This is a genomic window from Methylomonas stagni, assembly GCF_050154735.1.
In the GTDB taxonomy this organism is placed as follows: domain Bacteria; phylum Pseudomonadota; class Gammaproteobacteria; order Methylococcales; family Methylomonadaceae; genus Methylomonas; species Methylomonas koyamae_A.
The window spans coordinates 4587008-4605003 of record NZ_CP189557.1; the positions used below are offsets into that span (position 1 = coordinate 4587008).

The window sequence follows — 17996 nt, forward strand, 5'->3', positions numbered from 1 at the left end:
AAAGTTGATGTTCAGTTTGGCGTGCTTACGGGCAAGTCGCTTGCGCGGAAGGTCCCGGCGCTTTGCCGTAGATGCGTTTGAACAAGCCCAGATCCAGCGAGTTAACGTTGCCGTCGCCGTTCATGTCGGCCGCGGCCTTCAAGTCGGCATTGCCGGCGGCGTTACCGTAAACGCTTTTGAACAAGCCCAAGTCCAGCGAGTTGGTTTTGCAATCGTTGTTCAAATCGGCATCGCAGAGGTTGCCGAAGTGATCGCCGTTGCTATCCAATTGCGTGGCGTTGGCGAGCGCGGTGCAGTTGTCCACCGCATCGACTACGCCGTCGCCATCGCCATCGGTGCCGGCCGCTTGAGTAACCGCTAACTGGGCGGCGTTTTGATTGCTGCCGCCCAATACCGTCAGGTTGCCGATACGGGTGTTGAGCGCCGGATTGACCGCGACGTTGTATTGAATCGTCGCCGGACCGCTGCCGCTGGTCGGTGACGTCACGTTCAGCCAAGCGGCGTCGCTTTGCAATTGCCAGACGCAATTCGCGCCGGTGGTTAGCGTCGCGCTGAAGCTGCCGGCACTATTGGCGGCGGCTTGGCTGCCGGGTTGCAGGCTATAAGAACACGCGGCATTGACGGTAATGGTCGCCGTGGCCGGAACCGCGCCCTTGTTGCCGGTGCTGGTCACGGTGTTTTTGGCGCCGTCGTAGCCGGCGAACAAGAAGCTGTCGGTGCCACTGAAGCCTTCTTCCGGGAAGTAGGTGGCGACCGCATTGTTCAAGCCGACCGTGCCGTGTTGCGGCTGCTTCAGGATGCGCATCGTCACGCCGGTGCCGGTGACCGGCAAGGTCAAATTGACCGGTGTGCCGGCGGCGGTGCTGGCCGAAACGTCGGCGGTGATCGGATAGGCCGCCGTGTTCATGCTCTCGCTGCTAGGGCCTCGGTGGCAGGAATAACAGCCGACCGTGCCACCCCGATAGAATTTGACTGTGCCTAAATCTTCGACGTTGAACGAGCGGTCGCCCTGAACGCGCGACAACTCGGTGCCGCGTAGGTCGCTGCCGTGGCAGCCTTTACAGCCGGCGGTACCGGAGCGCTCGGCCGCGTCGCCGTGCCGGCCCACCCAGTTTTGGTCGATCGGGTGCAGACCGTGCGGTCCGCCGTCGGTGGTACTCGGGACACCGGCGGTGTGACAGGTTTTGCACTCCACCGTTACGCCGGCATGGCCTTGCAGTTGCTCGTTGCGGATATTGTCGTTTTGGTGCGACGACGGGAATTCGGCGTGGGTCGAGCCGTGGCAAGCCGAGCATTGCAGGCCGCCGTGGCCTTTGGAAAAGCGGTACAGCGACAATCCGGGGGCCGGCGTATCGGCGTTGGTGGCGAAGGTTTGGTTGACCGCGACCCGTTGGCTGTCGTAGGTCAGCGGATTGTTGAACACCGAGCTGTAACGGATTTTGCCGTTGTTGTTGGTGGCGGTGCCGGTATGGCAGCTTTGGCAAGTGGGCTCGTCGAGCCAGCCGGTGCGATGGCTGTCGCCGACCTTGCTCATGTTGCCGTGGCAGCTTTGACATTGCATTTCCATGCTGCCGTCGGCGGCGACCGCGCTACCCATCGCGCCGCGCAAGCAGCGGGTTTTGGAGCCCGGATGGCAGTCGTAGCAGGCCGCGCGATTGTCGGAGCTATCCAAGGTCAGCGAACTGCCTGGCGCGGTGACGGTGGCATGGGTGGCGTGCACCGATTGGGTTAGCGCCGGCACGGTGCCGTTGTTGCCGCTGAAGCTGGGGGCGCCCAGCGCTTCGGAAGAATGGCAAGCCGCGCACAACATCGGTTTGACTTGTACGCCCGGCGTCGCCGGGTCTTGGTCGGTGGTCGCGGCGGCGTACAAGCCGGCCGGGTCTAGGCCTTTGGCCGCCAAGGCTTCGTTGTACAGCGCGGCATGCTCGGCGAATTCGGTGTCGTCGTGCAGTTTGAGTATGTTCAGGCGGTATTCGCGCTCCAGGTTGGCATCGCTGATCCAACCGCCGGCTGGTTTGGCCTTGTCGTTAGTATTGGCGGCGTGGCAGGTTTTGCAGCTCATTTCGTCGGAGACCGGCAACACGATGTCGGTTTGCGCGACCACGGCGTTGTTGGCATCCCTGGCGACCAAACGCATCAACGGATAGGTGTTTTTGTTGCCCTGATCGTCGGTGGGCGTGATCGGCACGCCTTCGGCCTGGTAGGTATTTTCCGGCGAGTTGGCCGGTTGAAAGCTCATCGGCTGCGCGCTATTCAGCACGTAAGGGCTATCGATCCCCGGCATGTTGCAGCCGGCCAAGCCCATGTCGGCGGTGTAGGCCGGATTGAACGTTTTCAAAACCGGAAACAGCGTGGGCGCGTAGGTTTCCCAATCGCTCTTACCGCTGGAGGTGCTGTTCATCACGCCGCTGACCGGATCGACGATGGCCTGATAACTCAGCGTGTAATCGGCGGCGTTCGGTACCGTGCTGGCCTTCATCAATTTGCCGCCGACGATCAATTGCGCTTCGATGGTGTTGTAAGGCGGCAGGATGGCGAATTCGGCGTAGCGCGAATCCATGCAGTGCATGCCAAGATTATTCCAGCCCAACAAAACCGCATTGGCGGCCTGGCTTTGGTGGCTCATCAAGCCCAAAAGGCTGGTCAGCAGAATCAGAAAACCGGTTTTTCTCATGGTGTTCAACCTATTACCTTCAATAATCGGTGACGAGTACTCGCGCGAGGCTTCCTGTCTTCTGGCTTGGATTCTAAGATCGCAACGCGAGTCGTGACGAACGGCGGAACCGGAAAAGTTCCCGGCTGAACATTAGCATTTAATAATTAACTTAAAATTAATTTATGATTAAAATCACATAAACTTTGTGCTTATTAGGGAACTTTCTCGCCATCGCCGCAATACGTCGCGGTAGGGGCTGTTGGAACAGGCAGTGTTGTCGTTTTAACAGTCGAGCGTTAGCATTAGACCGGGTGCGGTCTAATAGAGATAGGCAACGTTGCCGTTTGCGTGCGCGGCGTTCTTATACCAACACTCGGCATCGCCATGTAAACAGCCAAGCTTCTTCGCTGAACAGGCAGACATGCCCATTGAACACGCGGTCACCGATCGCGATTAAGCGAGAATTTCACCTTGATTATTTGGCCGCAAGAAATAGTTGACGGCTGGCTTGATGTCGAATCTTTCTAATGCCGAGGCAGTCACTGTTCCGAGCTTCTGAATTCTGAAAGTACCTCGTCTAGCGTTGGGTTTGCCTTCGCTCGGCCGTGGACAAAGACGACTGGGAGCGGACCGGTCATCACTTGGTCGATTTTGTCCAGATCGGCCTGTCCGCCGTTGGGTATGTCAAAGTTTACCGAGTGCGTTCGGACCACCGGCACGCCATTTCGAGACAAGTCCTCCGCAAGGCGATCGGCGCGCCGCGCATCCGCATGCGGGCAGTGTTCGGCCGCGACCACAATAACCGAGGACGGACTCTGACCGCTGATCGCGGGTAACTCCACAAACGCGCTGGATACGTTTGCGAGCGTTTCGGAACTCCCAGGGGGACTATCTTGCCGGTGCCGCAGCCAGTGATTATAGGCACCGGCGCCGACGGTTATCGCGAGTAGAAGTTTAAGGAGTTTCATCAGCGGCGGCCGCGGCAATCAGAGATAGATGCGGAGTCTAACTCAGAGCTAACCGGCGGCGCACGGCTTTATCGCGCGGGACCGGTGGAATGATTGCCTAGGCCGCGGGTTTGACCGCACGCATTTTATTTCCACCGCGTTTGCCGACGCGGCTGGCGGACCGCGACGCCGGCCAAGGCGCTTGCGAACAGCCAAGCCGCGCCGGGTAGCGGTACCGGGGCCGTGGTCGAGTAGGTCAGGTTGTCGACGACGACGCCGTCCGACGTCCCGTGAAAATAGATTTTATCGATTAGCCCAGCGTAGCCAGATGCCAACCAATAAACTTCCGGCGGCTGATTTTCCGGAACCAGCGGTGCGCTATAAACCAGTTGGTTTTGGTAATACAGGTCGTAGCTGACATGACTGTCGAAGCCGACAAAATTATAATGCACGCCCTCGAATACCACCGGCGCCGAGTCGAAACTCAGCTCCGCGCCGCCGTAAGAAACCGCGAAATAACGATCCCCCATGTCCGGCTGATGGGACGGGTAAATGGAATAATCTCGCAAGCTTCCGCCGGCTTGCCATCCGGAAATGCCGCCGTAACCGTCAACCAAATCCCAATCGTTCAAGTTTTCAAAGGTGAGCACGGTTTGCGAGGCATAAACCTCCGATACGCTTAATAAGGCCATAACCCAAACCCCGGCCATTTGTTTCAATTTCATAAGATTTCCTCGAAAGTAACAAGCGGCCTACAAAAGCCGCCCGCCGGATTAAAAATCAAGTTATACGCCGCGACGTTTCGCGTATATCAAGCCCATAAGCGCACTACCGAACAGCCAGACCGCGCCCGGCAATGGCACCGGCGCGGCGACGTCGCCGTCGCGCACCGCCCAGACGTAATAATTGGTGCCTTTGCTGATGTAATTTTGCATGCCGGTCGCGGTGCTCAGATACCAGGCTTTACTGGCGTCACCACCGTAACTGGTGCCTAGCCAATAGCCAAAGGATTGCAGATGGCTGAACAGGCTTTCGTCGTCGGCCGTGGCCGGATCGTCGACGAGGCCGTAGCCGGACTGCGGTCCGCCATGCGAATCGAGGGCGCCTTTGTTAGCGAAATCGCCGTAGAACAGATGCGCGAGTTCCGAGCTGGCCGTGGAGACGTTGAATCCGCAATCGCTACCGCTGTATCCATAGTCGCAACCGGGCACGCCCAGGTCGTTGAAGGTCGGCAGGCGCCAATCGTCGTAACTCGCGCCGCGTACGTCGTCGAAGAAGGTCAAGCCATCCACCCAGGCCACGGCGTTTTGCCAACTCATTTTGCCTTCGGCGTCGTAGCCGCTGGTTTTGGCGTAGTTGGCGTCCGCCAGCCAAGTGACGTTTTGCTCGCTGTCGTAGATCAGGCCGCCGCCCCGGTCGAACAACTGGGCTTGCGCGCTGCCGACTGCCAGCGTGCCGAGCGCAGACAAGGCCGCGCGTAAAATTATACGTTTCATCGTTTTCTCCAAAAGGCTGTTCTCGAACAGATGCCGATACTCGGTAACCGGACTAACGGCTCCAAGGCTGGGCACATTATCGGAAGACAGATACAGGCTGGGAACCCTACCGGAGTAGGGTGTCATGCCAACCAGGCGGTTTGTTAAGATGTAATTATTTTGCATGTTTTGAACCGGTCTGAATGAGTCCCGCCAACTGCAGAAAATCAGCCAGTGTCGGCAATCGACTCATGTGGCAATAACCCACCGAATGCTTAGTTTGGCGGCTTGATACCGCAACTCGACGTTAGGCATATCTTCACGCTCCGATGCCTTGCGTTTTTTGTAACTCGGAGCGTTGGAGAGCAAAAATGGTAGAAAAACTTCTGACGGTAACGCTGTTGTTGGTACTTTCCGGCTGCGCAACCACGGCAAATAACGCTCCCGCCCAAGGAGGCAACAAAGCCGAGAGCAAAATATCAATGGCGATCGGCCGTGAAATTGGCAACTTCACGATCACTAATTCACAGGCAACGGAAGCGCCCACTGGTTATAACGGTATGCAGTACACCGTTAAAACGAACGATGGGGCCACCTTTAAATGCGAAATTTTGGAGCCGTCGGGGCTCGGTAAATTCGCGACGTGGGGGATGGCAAGCGGGGCGGACGCCATGTGTACGGATTTTACTCGGGGATCGAGCGACATCGGAAAAACCAACAATGCAAACTGTAATGCATTACTACGAGCTGCCGGCAAATGCTGAAGTAATGCCCGACATCGGAGTCGGAGTCGGAGTCGGAGTCGGAGTCGGCGAAGACGACCGGCAACGCTTCTATTCGCCATTCTTCCGCCCCGAATCGGCCTGGCGGATAGACAATGCCGGCCACGGTTTGGGTCGGGCGGGGCGCCGTCGGGGCCATGATCGGCGGCGAGTTCGATTCGCCGACCCTGGCCCAAGCCGAGCAGCAGGGTTATCTGGTGTTGCACAAGCGGTCGGACCCGGTGGCTTCGTATGCTCTGCTAAGCCGGCTATTGCCATCCGATCTGCCGACAGGGGTAGCCCAGACAAATGAAACTGCCACTTAGTAGCCATGCCGGCTGGTTGGGACTGGCATCCTCGGGCCTGTTGGCTTGGGGAAACTGGCACTATGCCCAAACGCTACCCAACTACGACGCCGCGCGCCAGACAGTCAGCGAATTGGCTGCGTTCGGAACGCCATTGGCGGACCAAATCAATTACGGACTTTTCCTGCCGGTGGGCTTGATGCAATGGCTAGCACTGGTCTGCCAGTACCGCATGCTCGAGCAGTACCCCAGTCTACGCGAAGGATTACTGGCATTTTCCTGGGTGGGAACGGCTTATGTATTCTGCGCGCTATTCCCGTGCGATCCCGGCTCCCCGCTGATCGGCTCCTGGCGCCAGCAAATTCATAACCTATTCGGTGCGCTTGAATACCTGGGAGGCGGTTTGGCTTTGCTGCTGTTTGGGCGCATTCCGGGCTCCCGCATCGCAATCCCTTTGAAGATTTCCGGCGCACTGGTACTGACGGTTCTGGTGTCGCTTGCCATCCCCTGTCTGGCGGACTACAGGGGACTGATCCAACGCGTTGCCGAAGGCGTGTTGTTCGGCTGGCTCGCGTTAGCGAGCGCCGTGCAATTGGCCGAAGCCTACATCGGCCGAATCGAAATTACGATGCGACCCTAAGTCATCAGTTTTCATCAAGCCGAGCGACAGCGCTAATGTTTTCCGACAGCCTGCTGTAGACGTCGAGCAAACTCGACGGATTTGCCGTCGGACGGCAGCGAGTCCGGTACATAAATCTTAGCGTTCCAAATGCCGTCGTCATCCGCTTCTTTACTCATACATTGCTTTTTGCCGTCCGCAGTGACGGCGCATCGGCGCTGGTAACCATTGGGAAGCGTATAAGTCTCTATTACGTCCTTAGGCCCGCTATCCGGAGCGTGAAGATTTTCCGGGTTAACTGCCAATTTGCGGCGATCGAATTTCTGTTCTCCATAATGCTCCGCCGATTCTCGGACGACTTGGCGCATATCGTTCAGTACCTTGGATAGGTCGAGTTTGGGAGGCTCCGGATGTGCGGGATTCGCTGACGTAGCGGTCCGCGGTGCAACGTTAATCGCTTGCCGTGGCGAGGCCGTCAAAATCGGCGCAGGCTTGGGTTGAGCCCTTGATCTGCCTCCCACCGTCTTAGCAGGTAAGCTTGGCGGCGACTGATTGTCCCTGCCATTTTCCGCTAAATGTAGGATCTTGAATTCCACTGATAGCACTGCCAAGCGATCCGGCAACCGGTCCGTCGGTTTCCTCGGTCGAAATATATCGGTCAACGCCGACGCTAGCCCAAGATGTATCAACAGAGACACGATCAGGCATGAGGCAAACCTGCGCCGCGCTGTTTCAACCATCGGAGCCGGCTATCGTCGGTCTTGTAACGTCAAGCGGAACAGCGCGTTGGTCTCGGAAAATGGGTTTCGACTGAGCAAGAATCGTAGATCGCGTTAAATGTTGCGTGACCACCGACCACCCTAGCGGGTTAGTTGACTTGCAAGCTCACAGTGACGAGTGCCTGATCGTTTCGGACATCGCATTTGAGCCGGTAGATTCGACCTGCTTGTAGGACCAGCGTTTTCTTGGGTCTACGACTCGAAAACCCTTTAAAGCAATAGACTTGAATTTCATACTCTCCAGGCAGGAGATGAATTTCGCTGGGGTAGTCCGTAAAACCCGGCCAGCCAAATTCCTTCCGTTCGCCGGAGCCGTTGGGTTCAATCTTCGAATAGCCGATGATGGTCGTATGATAAGCATCGGCAAACGGGGAGCCCACAACACTTTGGATTACCGCAATCTCGTCTGGTCCCAGACTGTCGCCCGCATATTGCTTGGCCGGCGTCATAAAACCACATGAACAGAGCATGGACGCGGCAATTGTTGTCATAACATTTTTCATGAATTAGCCTTGTCATTGGCGTGAAAACCTAAAGCAGATCCAACTAATCGTTAAAACAACAACCGATAACGATAGAAAGCAAGGTTTCACCGCGCCCCCTTTTAATCGATAGGCCTTAGTGATGCATACGGCATCGAATGTCTTATAAAATTCGTCACTTGTCGTACCTTCGGTATTAGCTGCTCTAATTAATTGTTTTATAAAACAGCAAGGTCAAAAAACTTCCGCCAAACAGCCGTCTTGAACGGATGCGGATACCCGAAAACCAGGCTATCGACTACATGAGTGGGCGACATTATCGGAAGCGCGGCGTGGCGGCGGAACCCTACCGGAGTAGGGTGTTGGGACACGCCGGCTATTGTTAAGATGTAATCATTTTGCATGTTTTAGCGACAGCCTTGTTCGGCGGAGAATGCCGAACGAGACTGTCGACCATTGGGGAGAATTGAATGTGACAAATTCGGCAAGCGCGTTGGTTATCGACGACCACCCGCTGTTGGCGAGCGGCATCGCCGATTTTTTGCTATCGCATTGCGGCTTTGGTCAGGCGCGGCCGGTGTCCAGCATCGCCGAGTTTTGGGAAGTTCTCGATACCGCCCAGCCGCCGTCGTTGGCCGTGGTGGATTTTTGGCTGCCGGAAGGTGCGTCGCTACCCTTACTCGTGCAAATGAAACGGCAATGCCCAGCGACGCGTTTGCTGGCCATCAGCGCGGACGACAATTCGGCCGTGTCGGGCAAGGTGCGCGAAGCCGGTGCCGACGGTTTTCTGCACAAGCAGGAAGCGCCGGATATTTTCGGCCGCGCCGTGGCCGCGTTGCTGCGGGGCGACACTTGGTTTCACACCGGTCCATTTGCCGCGACCGGTATCAATCAGCCGCTCAAGGAGCTGCCGGTCACCGCCGCCGAGCTGGGTCTGACCGCCCGTCAAGGCCAGGTACTGGCGATGATGTTGAAGGGCTTGCCCAACAAACGCATTGCCTTGAACCTGTCCTTGTCCGAACAAACCGTCAAAGAGCACGTCACCGGTATTCTGGAGCGGCTGGGTGCCCGCAATCGGATCGAGGTGATTACCATGCTGCGCGGCAGAAAACTGGAAGGTTCGTAATGAAGTCGGCACTCTCTGATTCAACTGCCGCCGACCCTTTACGTTTTGCAGACATCAGCCCCGACGGTCAGGCGCGCTTGTTGGATATGACCTTAAACCGCTTGGTCTACAGCATTACCATTATTCCTTTCGTCGGTTTGCCCTTCGCTTACTGGAAATACCAACTGGACCGGAACCCCTGGGGTTTGTTGATGTGGACCGCATCCTACTCGATTGCCGTGGTCGCGGTTCGGCGGCTGCATCGCCAATATCTGCGCGATCGCGCGCAACTCGATCCGGCGCTCGCGGTGGCCGAATGGTTGCCGGTAGTCCTGAGGACGGCGCTGCTGCACGGCTTCGGGTTGACCGCATTGGTGTTGGTCGTCGCCGGCCGGGTGCCGTTCGAATTCGCGTTGACGCTGTACATGAGCTTGGCGGCGGTGATGGCGGCCAACGCTACCCATCAATCGCCGGTATTCAGCGCCTTCAAACGCTTCTTCGCCGCCAGTTGGGGCGTTTGTACGCTGCTGACGCCGTGGACCTTTCCCGAGCACTGGCCGTTGACGCTACCCCTATGCCTCAGCTACGTATTGTCGATACACCGCCATTCGTCGATTGCCCACGGCTTTTTCTTGCAACAGATCAAACTGGAGGAAGATAGCGCCAGACTCGCGGAAAGTTACCGTTTGGCCATGGAGCAGGCCGAGGAAGCGCTACGGGCCAAAAACCAGTTTTTGACCACCGCCAGCCACGATCTGCGCCAGCCGGTACATGCGATGGGGTTCTTGATCGAATCCATCTCTCGTCGCAACCGGGATTTGCTGCTCAGTCCGGCCTTGCAAGACCTCAAACAGAGCGTGCAATCGGTGACGCAGATGTTCAATTCGCTACTGGACCTGTCGCGCATCGAACTGGGCGCCCAACCGGTCAATCTGCAAACCGTGGCGCTGGAACCGATGATGAACGACGTTGCCACCCTGTTTCGCGAGGAAGCCCATGCCCGCGACATCCAATTGCGGGTGCGCGTAGGTGCCGGTAACGCGCTGGTGCGCGCCGACTCGACTTTGTTACGCCAATCCATGATTAATCTGATGCAGAACGCGCTGCGTTACACCCAACACGGCGGCGTGTTGCTGGCGGCGCGCCGACGCGGCGGCGGCTGGCGAGTGGAAGTGTGGGATACCGGCGTGGGCATTGCCGAGGACGACCGCCAACGCATCTTTTCGCCGTTCTTCCGGCCCGAGCACGCTTGGCGCATTGACAACGCCGGCCACGGCCTGGGGTTGGCGGTGGTGGCAAGGTGCGCCGATCTGATGGGGGCCAGTCAAGGCTTGAGTTCGCGGGAAGGCAAGGGCTCGCGGTTTTGGTTGCAATTGCCGAGCGCCGACATCGTCGAACGGCGCGCGGCGACCCGCGACCGCGATTTTTCGCCGGCGGGGCGGGGCGGGGCCTTGAACGGACGCTGCCTGGTGTTGGACGACGAGCCGCAAGTACGCGGCGCCTGGCAAGCCATGTTGGCGGCGTGGGGCGTGGAAACCGTCTGCGTCGGGTCCGGCGGCGAGGCCTTCGCCGCGCTGGCCGGCGGCTTCGAACCGCGGGTGATTTTTTGCGACCAGCGCTTGCGCTCCGGCGAAAGCGGTTTCGAACTGCTGCAAGCCTTGCTGGAACGTTGCCCGGCCGCTGTCGGGGCGATGATTAGCGGCGAATTCGACTCCCCGGCGCTGCATCAAGCCGACCTGGAAGGTTATGTCGTGTTGCATAAACCGGTCGATCCCGAGGCACTGTACGCCTTGTTGAGCCGCTGGCTGCCGGCGGCCGACGCGGTAGACGCCGAATAGCCTTGCGCATTTCAAATTTCGGCGCGTCCGCTCCCTCGCCCACCGGAGCGTGTCGTAAAAGCCCCTCTCCCGGTGGAGGCCGTCGTAAAAGTCGAAACAGAACCCTCTCCTCGCGGGAGAGGGCAGGGTGAGGGGATAAAAACCCAAACTTGAAGTGCGATGACGACGGCGACGGATATTGCCGGGCTGGCGCTGACGGCATGATCTCCGCTATTCCCGGTTCGCGGCTTGGTGCCGCGCGGAATTGCCGTTGTTGGGCAGCTTGCTCTGGGAAAGTGGCATGCAATTGGCTGACGGATTTCCAAGCGCCGGCTGCCGTCCAGCCAACATTCGCGTCAGACCGGACGATCCGCAAACCCATTAACAGGAGCTCACTATGAACATTGCCGCGATCGGGCAAACCCTTGCCGCCTATGCCGCCCAAACCGGCAACAGCCGGCCGGCCATCGCAACCAGCCGCGAAGCGGGCGCAACGTCGGCGGTGGACAGTACCGCGCGCACGGTCGATCTGCACAATGTGTCGCTGAACGAAATCAACTCGCTAATCAAGGCCGGAGTAGATGGCTTGCTGGACATCGTGCCGATGATGCACGGCAACCTGTTCGCAAATACCGAACCCCAAGCCCAGGCCGACGTCAAGATCGATTATCTCGGCCAAATCGAAGGCGCCATCGCCTTCGACAAAAGCCGAGGCACCAATACCGATTTTCTGGAATCGGTACTGACCAAACTGAAACGCATCGACGGCATGCCGTTGCCGGGCGGGTTGGACGAGCGGGTTTGATGGTGCGGGCTTTACGCTATTGAAATTGCGACGGCGGCCGACATGCGGGGCCGGCAAGGGGTGGCGTAATCATTCGCCTAACGACATGAAAGCATGCTTGCGTCGAAGCTCGAAAATTCATGGGGTGTCAGTCGTAGTCGCTTCAGCTGGGGGCTTCCGATTTCAAAATATCCGTCGTTTGTGAAATAAGGACTAAATCCGAGTACGGCTTTTTCTGATTCTCGACAGGCCAAATAAGCTGGAGCCAAGGAGTATTCCGGCCGGCGGTATCGGCACCGGTGTCAGCGTCGAGGTGGTACTGGCATTTAAAAAGCGCCGCCGGCAGGATTGGCAAACTTGTCCAGGTCAAGCGAATTGATGTGTCCGATTAAGTCAACGGAACCCGTATTGCAATTTGGCCCGATACCGTCGGGGCAGTAGCCGTAATCGTATACCCGTACGCTACCCATGGTAGTAAACGTACCTCCCCCTGGTTGACCCACGGTAAAGTAATCGGCCTCCACCATTGGATCGGCGGGAAAAGTAAGAGATTGATTGGTATCTAGGCGGATACGACCATTGAACATGTGATTGTCCAAGGCAGCGTCATTGGAATGGGTGGTCAGGGTAAAGTCCAGAAATGCCAATGAATAGAACATACCATTGGTGTAAGTTATGCTGCCCAGTTTGAAGGAGTTTTCAGGACCAAGGCCAGCCACCTCCATCGGGCTACCGCTGAAGGAAAACTCATTCATGCGCGCTGTCGGAAACCGGTTTGGGTCGTATCCAAAAGTGACTGAATTTCCGGATAGGCCTACAGTGATGCTCGAGGGGTTATTAATAGCACCCGCACACGTGGGATCGCCTCCGCAAACATCAATCGGTGTGCCATTGACCGACAGTTGATTGTTGAAGGTCGCGGCTGCACTGGCGAAGCCGCCCATCGTGAATTGGGTAAAGTTCGCCGTTACTGTTACGGAACTGGCATAGCTGCCCGCCGTTGCGGTGGTAAGCGCAAGCGTCGCTAGAATTAGGGATAATTTCATGGTCGATATGTCTCTTAAAAGGCTCAGCGATATAGAAGGCAATGCGGCAATTGCCGAAGGCGAATGCAACAAAATGGGAATTTAAAAAGCTGAACTGTGATTATCAGCCTGGCAAGTATGGTCAGACGGATAACCTTCAGCGCTGAAAAGAACAACTTCAACTGATGTTTTGCCGACGCTTCAAACTGATTAACCCAAGCAAGCCGGAACCGAACAGCCAGATTGCACCGGGTACGGGTACTGCTGCTGAATTGCCGAATCCCGCTTCAGTTTGCAAGCTGTACCCAGGATGGGCTTGCAGCCAGACCGGGTCGATGTAGAAGTAGGGATCCATATAAACCGACGCTTGACCCTCACCTTCTCCGGCAAACCCTTGGACGCTGGCCGTCATCAACGACTTGAAAGTCGTATTCGCCTGGACATAAATCTCGTAAACAAACGAAGTCGAGAAGCTATCGTCATTGTTTTTGCCAAACTCATTCCCGAAATTGGCATGGTAGTTATAATCTCCGGTTGATGCGCGATAGTGGGTATAAGTAGAAGTCGCCGCATCGGCCTGTGAATCGAAAACCCCATTTGCCTTAACATCTTGCAAGTCGAGATAACTCTTAATCTCTCCGCCAAAGCCAACACCACTGGTCTTATGGCCGTATGTCGTACCTGAGACAAAAAAAGGAACATAGCCACCTGGACCAGTGACGTTGACAAGATACTCGATTGTGCCTGAGCCCGAGAAACTAGCGGTTAATCTTTCCTCATAGTCCCAATGATGAGGTCCGTTAGCAGCCGAAACCGCATAGCCTTGCAGCGATATTGTCGGCACGACATTCGTGTAGATGGAGCCACTGACCCCCGCGTGGTTGCCTCTTTCACCCACCACGTCACCGGTATCATAGTAGCCATTGGCTACATCGCCCCAATTGCCAGGCGTCTGAACACTGTTAGTGATATAGGTGTGAGTGGGACCTTCATAGATATAATTTTCAGCTGAAGCCTCAAAACCTATTGCAGCATAACCGGCATGAGCCGCGGATATAGCGGAGCAGCTCAGCGCGGCGAGCAGCATTGAATTGAAGAGTATGGCTTTGCTTTGCATATTGCCCCCTTGGGCGTTTTTTACAAAAATATCCCAGCTGAACGCAATCGACGAACTGGGGTTTATGGGTAATTTAAGACCCGCTGATTTTCGCCTTACCGGCGCGAGATCACGAGGTTCTCTGCAATACACACAACGAAAAACCTTTGCGTTGTGAACACGGACACATTCTTCTGCTTACAAGCCTCTTTGTCTAGCCAGTCCTGTCCCGTGAAGACGGGACAAATCGTAATGTTTTACCTGGGAAACGATCACCTGGGATGCTGTTGGGTGATAGACTCAAACCATGAGTCATTCTGTTCTTATCGTCGAAGACGACCCGCAATTCCGCGCGACGTTTGCTGATGCCATTGCTAGTGCCGCCGATTTGCGTTTGGCGGGCGTTGCCGACGATTTGTCGGAGGGACGTCGCCTGCTGGAGCAGACTAAACCCGACGTGCTGTTGGTTGATATTGGCCTGCCCAGCGGTAGCGGCATCGAATTGATCCGCTGGGCCCGGCAGTTTTTGCCACGCTGCGATGTGATGGTGATCACCGTGTTTGGCGATGAACGCCATGTGCTGCAATGTATCGAGGCCGGTGCCACGGGCTATTTGCTGAAAGGTGCGAGTAGCTTGGATATTGTCGAACAGATTCGGGCCTTGTATCAGGGCGGCAGCCCGATTAGCCCGGCGATAGCCCGCCAGTTGTTGATCAAACGCTTTCAGAACAACAATGGTGAATCCTTGGAGGCGCAGCGCTTGTCGGCTCAGGAGCGCACAGTATTGGAAATGAGCAGCAAGGGCTATAGCTACGAAGAGATTGCCGGCTTGATGCAGTTGTCCGGCAACACAGTCGGCACTTACGTCAAACGCATCTATCTGAAATTACAGGTCCACAGCAAGAGCGAAGCGATTTATGAAGCCCGCAAGTTGGGGCTGTTGCGTGATTGAGTCGAATTCGGGTGGTTTAGAGGAAAGCCTTAGAGAGCGAACCCGTGTCGATGCAGTGGCGTTGTTTTTGGCGCACTGGCGCATGTCTTTACTGGCAGTATCGCTGCTGACCATGGCCGTGCTGTATGTTTGGGGCGAGTACTGGCCCAGACATCTTCAATTGGTTTGGTGTGTAGCCGCCTTTGGTAACTATTTAGCGCAATCGTTTGTGTCTTGGAAGATGGAAACCGAGGAATCCTTAGTTAAGGCGATTCCTCGCTATATGCCGTGGCTGTTGTTTTCGATCACGGTTAGCGGCGTAGTCTGGGGTTCGCTGCCTTGGCTGTTGTCTCCTCCAATACCGACAGTATTTGCTTACGTCAGTCTTTTCAATTTGATGCTGGTGTTTTGTGTGGTCAATTCGCCCTGCACACGAAAGATGCTGATTTGCGCAGTGCTTCCGGTTATGTTGCTAAACACCTCGGCGCTAGCCTTCCGTAGCGAGTTGATCTATGCGGGTTATTTCCTGGTCGTAATAAGCTTGGTTCTTTTATATGGTTTGCGGGTGCAAGCGGCTATCCATACCACCATGACCGAGCGCCATCTTGCCAGGGATCTTAACGAAGCATTGACCCAACAACAGAAGCAATTGGTGACTGTCGAGCGTGAAAACGCCTTGTTGTTGGAGCGACAACGTTTGATGTATGACATGCACGATGGCTTAGGCTCGACGTTACTGGCTACCCTCTGCGCTATTGAACGTGACAATCTGCCGCAATCATCCGTCATTGAAGCCTTGCGTGGCTGTGTGGATGACCTGCGCTTGGTGATCGATTCACTGGAGCCGATGGAGCATGATCTGGTTACTTTGCTAGCGACGGTCCGTTATCGCTTGGGGCCGCGCCTGACAGATGCCGGCCTCACGTTGGACTGGGACATCCATGATTTACCGGAACTGCCCTGGCTGGAACCGCCCGATGCGCTGCATGTACTGCGGTTGGTGCAAGAAGCGTTAGCCAATGTGCTTAAGCATGCTCGCGCCGATCACGTTCGATTGGCCACCCGCGCTTCGGAAGATCATGTCGAAATTCATATTGAAGACAATGGCTGTGGATTCGATTTAAATACCGTCTCATTGGGGCGTGGATTACGCAACCAGAATCGGCGTGCGGAATATTTAGGGGGTGAATTTAAGATCGATAGCGCGCTTGGACGTGGGACATGTCTCAGGTTGTTGCTACCTGTTTTGAGATACTAGGAGCCTGTCGGACTTAAAAGCCAATAGTCCATTCGGTAACTTGGTTAGATAAAATAGGTGGTATAGAAAGAACCAGCAACCGGGAGAGCCCTTGATGAGTCGATTCATTCCTGTCAACCGCCATCAAATCTATCTATTACCCCCTCGGTGGACGAATGGTTGCCGGAGGATCACTTGGCGCGTTTTGTCGTCGAAGTCATCGAGCAGTTGGATTTAAGCCGGTTGACGAGCCGCTATCAAGGTCGGGGTTCGGCGGCGCACCATCCGGCGATATTATTGGCACTGCTGGTCTATGGGTACGCCACCGGCGTGTTTTCCAGCCGGAAGATCGAACGAGCCACCTACGATTCGGTGGCGTTTCGTTTCTTGTCTGGTGATACCCATCCCGATCACGATACCCTGGCTCACTTCCGCAAGACGTTCCTGGTCGAGTTGGAAGACCTGTTCGTCCAAGTGCTGAGTCTGGCGCAAGCGATGAAGTTGGTGAAGCTGGGGCAAATCGCGTTGGACGGCACCAAGCTCAAAGCGAATGCCTCCAAGCACAAGGCCTTGTCCCACAGCCATATCGAAAAGCTCGAAGCACAGCTACGAGACGAAGTTCAGGCCTTACTGCAAAAGGCCGACGAAACCGACGCGGTGGACGACCGGGACGGCCTTGATCTGCCGGACGAATTGGCGCGGCGGGAAGACCGGCTGAAAGCCTTGCGTGAAGCGAAAGCCAAGATCGCCGAGCGGGCCAAACCGCGCGACGCGCAAGCCGAACAGGCATACGAGGACAAGGTGTCCCGCCGGGAAGCCCAGCGGCAAGCTGGCCAAAAGCCGCGAGGCCCGGAACCCAAGGCGCCGGTAGCCGGCCCCAAGCCCGACGATCAAATCAACCTGACCGACGAGGAATCGCGCATCCTGCCGAGTCACGAAGGCTTTGTGCAAGGCTACAACAGTCAGGCCGCCGTCGATGTCGATACGATGCTGATCGTGGCCACCACGGTCACGCAGCAGACCAACGACAAACAACAAGTTGAGCCGATGCTGGCCGAACTGAAAAAACTGCCCGACGCCTTGGGCCAAGCCGAAGCCCTACTGGCGGACACCGGCTACTTCAGTGCCGCCAACGTCCAGGCTTGCGAACGAAACCGGATCGAACCTTTAATCGCCATGGGCCGTGACAGTCATCATCGGCCGTTGGCGGAACGTTTAGCCCCGGATGCGCCGGAACCGACTGGCGACGATCCGCTGGAAAAGATGGCTTGGTACTTGAAAACCCGCGAAGGCAAAGCCCGTTATGCCAAGCGCAAATGCACGGTGGAACCCGTGTTCGGGATCATCAAACAGGTACTCGGCTTTCGCCAATTCTCCTTACGCGGTCTGGATGCGGTCACCGGTGAGTGGAAACTGGTGGCCATGGCCTTCAACTTGAAACGGATGCATATCTTGGCGAGGGTCGTCTAATGGTCGAAACGATTGGCCAGCAAAAGGCTCGATTGGCGTTATCGGAATCCAACGCCAAAACGCTCGCCTAACCAGTGGCAAATCCTTCCTTCGACCGCCGTCTTCGCTGAGCTGGATGACAACAGAAGTGCTGGTAAGTTAAGTCCGACAGGCTCCTAGCGGTAAGATCAGTCAAGGTAAATTCAGCCTACCGAACTGGTTGCGTCAGGCCGAGCCGCAGACATTCCACGGATATTACCTGTGGCTGGGCAGCGTCGCGGGTTCTGTCGTCGGCGTAGTGTGTCGCCCGAATGGTGCGGCCTCGATTCCGGAAATTGCAGGATATTGGGTGTGCTATGCGCGTCGCCCTCCGCCGTCAGAATAGTGGGTTGACCCGCGTGCCTCGGCGATAAAGGTTCGTCACGATTTGTCCTACCGCAAAAGGGTTTGTGGTTGGGTGGACTTTAAATAGCGTTAAGCCAAACGTGGGCAATTACGGTGTAATTGCCGCGACTTTGTCGGTGTTCG

The 17996-nt window shown here is 56.4% G+C and carries 14 protein-coding genes and 1 pseudogene; 8 read left to right on the top strand and 7 right to left on the bottom strand.

Annotated elements, in window-relative coordinates:
• Positions 1-25 precede the first annotated feature (25 nt).
• From ACP4CD_RS20965 to ACP4CD_RS20975, 3 genes are all read right to left on the bottom strand, one after another.
• The gene (locus ACP4CD_RS20965) at positions 26-2674 is read right to left on the bottom strand and encodes a dockerin type I domain-containing protein (protein WP_426992454.1); all 2649 of its coding nucleotides are present in this window, start codon (positions 2672-2674) and stop codon (positions 26-28) included.
• A gap of 1075 nt (positions 2675-3749) precedes the next feature.
• Positions 3750-4328, bottom strand: a complete 579-nt coding sequence (locus ACP4CD_RS20970) for a hypothetical protein (protein ID WP_426992456.1) — start codon at positions 4326-4328, stop codon at positions 3750-3752.
• Between the two features lie 60 nt (positions 4329-4388).
• Positions 4389-5099 (bottom strand): DUF1566 domain-containing protein, encoded by a 711-nt coding sequence (locus ACP4CD_RS20975; protein ID WP_426992458.1) that lies wholly within the window; start codon positions 5097-5099, stop codon positions 4389-4391.
• Between the two features lie 350 nt (positions 5100-5449).
• On the opposite strand from ACP4CD_RS20975, the gene ACP4CD_RS20980 reads away from it, so the two are divergent.
• Together ACP4CD_RS20980 and ACP4CD_RS20985 are read left to right on the top strand one after the other, a co-directional pair.
• Complete coding sequence (locus ACP4CD_RS20980; RefSeq protein WP_426992460.1) at positions 5450-5842, top strand: hypothetical protein; 393 nt, start codon at positions 5450-5452, stop codon at positions 5840-5842.
• A gap of 306 nt (positions 5843-6148) precedes the next feature.
• Positions 6149-6784: a DUF998 domain-containing protein gene (locus ACP4CD_RS20985; protein ID WP_064031120.1), complete on the top strand. Its 636-nt coding sequence runs from the start codon at positions 6149-6151 to the stop codon at positions 6782-6784.
• Positions 6785-6816: 32 nt separating this feature from the next.
• Here ACP4CD_RS20985 and ACP4CD_RS20990 read toward each other — a convergent pair whose 3' ends face one another.
• Complete coding sequence (locus tag ACP4CD_RS20990) at positions 6817-7131, bottom strand: hypothetical protein (RefSeq protein WP_426992462.1); 315 nt, start codon at positions 7129-7131, stop codon at positions 6817-6819.
• Between the two features lie 500 nt (positions 7132-7631).
• Positions 7632-8045, bottom strand: coding sequence for a hypothetical protein (locus ACP4CD_RS20995; protein ID WP_426992464.1), 414 nt, complete (start codon positions 8043-8045; stop codon positions 7632-7634).
• A 451-nt stretch (positions 8046-8496) separates the two neighbouring features.
• Here ACP4CD_RS20995 and ACP4CD_RS21000 point away from each other — a divergent pair, with 451 nt between their 5' ends.
• The 3 genes from ACP4CD_RS21000 to ACP4CD_RS21010 all read left to right on the top strand — a co-directional run bounded on the left by ACP4CD_RS21000 (position 8497) and on the right by ACP4CD_RS21010 (position 11751).
• Positions 8497-9150: a LuxR C-terminal-related transcriptional regulator gene (locus ACP4CD_RS21000; RefSeq protein WP_071156053.1), complete on the top strand. Its 654-nt coding sequence runs from the start codon at positions 8497-8499 to the stop codon at positions 9148-9150.
• A complete protein-coding gene (locus ACP4CD_RS21005) occupies positions 9150-10967 on the top strand; it encodes an ATP-binding response regulator (protein WP_426992465.1) in 1818 nt (605 codons plus the stop codon). The genes ACP4CD_RS21000 and ACP4CD_RS21005 overlap by 1 nt, the downstream gene beginning before the upstream one ends.
• A 376-nt stretch (positions 10968-11343) precedes the next feature.
• A complete protein-coding gene (locus ACP4CD_RS21010) occupies positions 11344-11751 on the top strand; it encodes a hypothetical protein (protein ID WP_426992467.1) in 408 nt (135 codons plus the stop codon).
• Between the two features lie 305 nt (positions 11752-12056).
• On the opposite strand, the gene ACP4CD_RS21015 is transcribed toward ACP4CD_RS21010, so the two are convergent.
• Positions 12057-12776: a hypothetical protein gene (locus tag ACP4CD_RS21015; protein ID WP_426992468.1), complete on the bottom strand. Its 720-nt coding sequence runs from the start codon at positions 12774-12776 to the stop codon at positions 12057-12059.
• 157 nt (positions 12777-12933) lie between these two features.
• Positions 12934-13872, bottom strand: a complete 939-nt coding sequence (locus ACP4CD_RS21020) for a PEP-CTERM sorting domain-containing protein (protein WP_281021354.1) — start codon at positions 13870-13872, stop codon at positions 12934-12936.
• A 286-nt stretch (positions 13873-14158) separates the two neighbouring features.
• Between ACP4CD_RS21020 and ACP4CD_RS21025 the strand changes: the two genes are divergently transcribed.
• The 3 genes and pseudogenes from ACP4CD_RS21025 (at position 14159) to ACP4CD_RS21035 (ending at position 17489) form a co-directional block, all read left to right on the top strand.
• Positions 14159-14803, top strand: a complete 645-nt coding sequence (locus ACP4CD_RS21025) for a response regulator transcription factor (protein WP_313730657.1) — start codon at positions 14159-14161, stop codon at positions 14801-14803.
• A complete protein-coding gene (locus ACP4CD_RS21030; protein WP_426992470.1) occupies positions 14796-16040 on the top strand; it encodes a sensor histidine kinase in 1245 nt (414 codons plus the stop codon). The genes ACP4CD_RS21025 and ACP4CD_RS21030 overlap by 8 nt, the downstream gene beginning before the upstream one ends.
• Before the next feature lie 94 nt (positions 16041-16134).
• Positions 16135-17489: pseudogene (locus tag ACP4CD_RS21035) on the top strand (IS1182 family transposase).
• The last annotated feature ends 507 nt before the right edge of the window (positions 17490-17996 follow it).

Excerpts from the sequence above, each read along its gene's own strand:
- ACP4CD_RS20965 (WP_426992454.1), bottom strand. The coding sequence starts at position 2,674 with ATGAGAAAAACCGGTTTTCTGATTCTGCTGACCAGCCTTTTGGGCTTG.
- ACP4CD_RS20970 (WP_426992456.1), bottom strand. The coding sequence starts at position 4,328 with ATGAAATTGAAACAAATGGCCGGGGTTTGGGTTATGGCCTTATTAAGC.
- ACP4CD_RS20975 (WP_426992458.1), bottom strand. The coding sequence starts at position 5,099 with ATGAAACGTATAATTTTACGCGCGGCCTTGTCTGCGCTCGGCACGCTG.
- ACP4CD_RS20980 (WP_426992460.1), top strand. The coding sequence starts at position 5,450 with ATGGTAGAAAAACTTCTGACGGTAACGCTGTTGTTGGTACTTTCCGGC.
- ACP4CD_RS20985 (WP_064031120.1), top strand. The coding sequence starts at position 6,149 with ATGAAACTGCCACTTAGTAGCCATGCCGGCTGGTTGGGACTGGCATCC.
- ACP4CD_RS20990 (WP_426992462.1), bottom strand. The coding sequence starts at position 7,131 with ATGCGCCAAGTCGTCCGAGAATCGGCGGAGCATTATGGAGAACAGAAA.
- ACP4CD_RS20995 (WP_426992464.1), bottom strand. The coding sequence starts at position 8,045 with ATGAAAAATGTTATGACAACAATTGCCGCGTCCATGCTCTGTTCATGT.
- ACP4CD_RS21005 (WP_426992465.1), top strand. The coding sequence starts at position 9,150 with ATGAAGTCGGCACTCTCTGATTCAACTGCCGCCGACCCTTTACGTTTT.
- ACP4CD_RS21010 (WP_426992467.1), top strand. The coding sequence starts at position 11,344 with ATGAACATTGCCGCGATCGGGCAAACCCTTGCCGCCTATGCCGCCCAA.
- ACP4CD_RS21015 (WP_426992468.1), bottom strand. The coding sequence starts at position 12,776 with ATGAAATTATCCCTAATTCTAGCGACGCTTGCGCTTACCACCGCAACG.
- ACP4CD_RS21020 (WP_281021354.1), bottom strand. The coding sequence starts at position 13,872 with ATGCAAAGCAAAGCCATACTCTTCAATTCAATGCTGCTCGCCGCGCTG.
- ACP4CD_RS21025 (WP_313730657.1), top strand. The coding sequence starts at position 14,159 with ATGAGTCATTCTGTTCTTATCGTCGAAGACGACCCGCAATTCCGCGCG.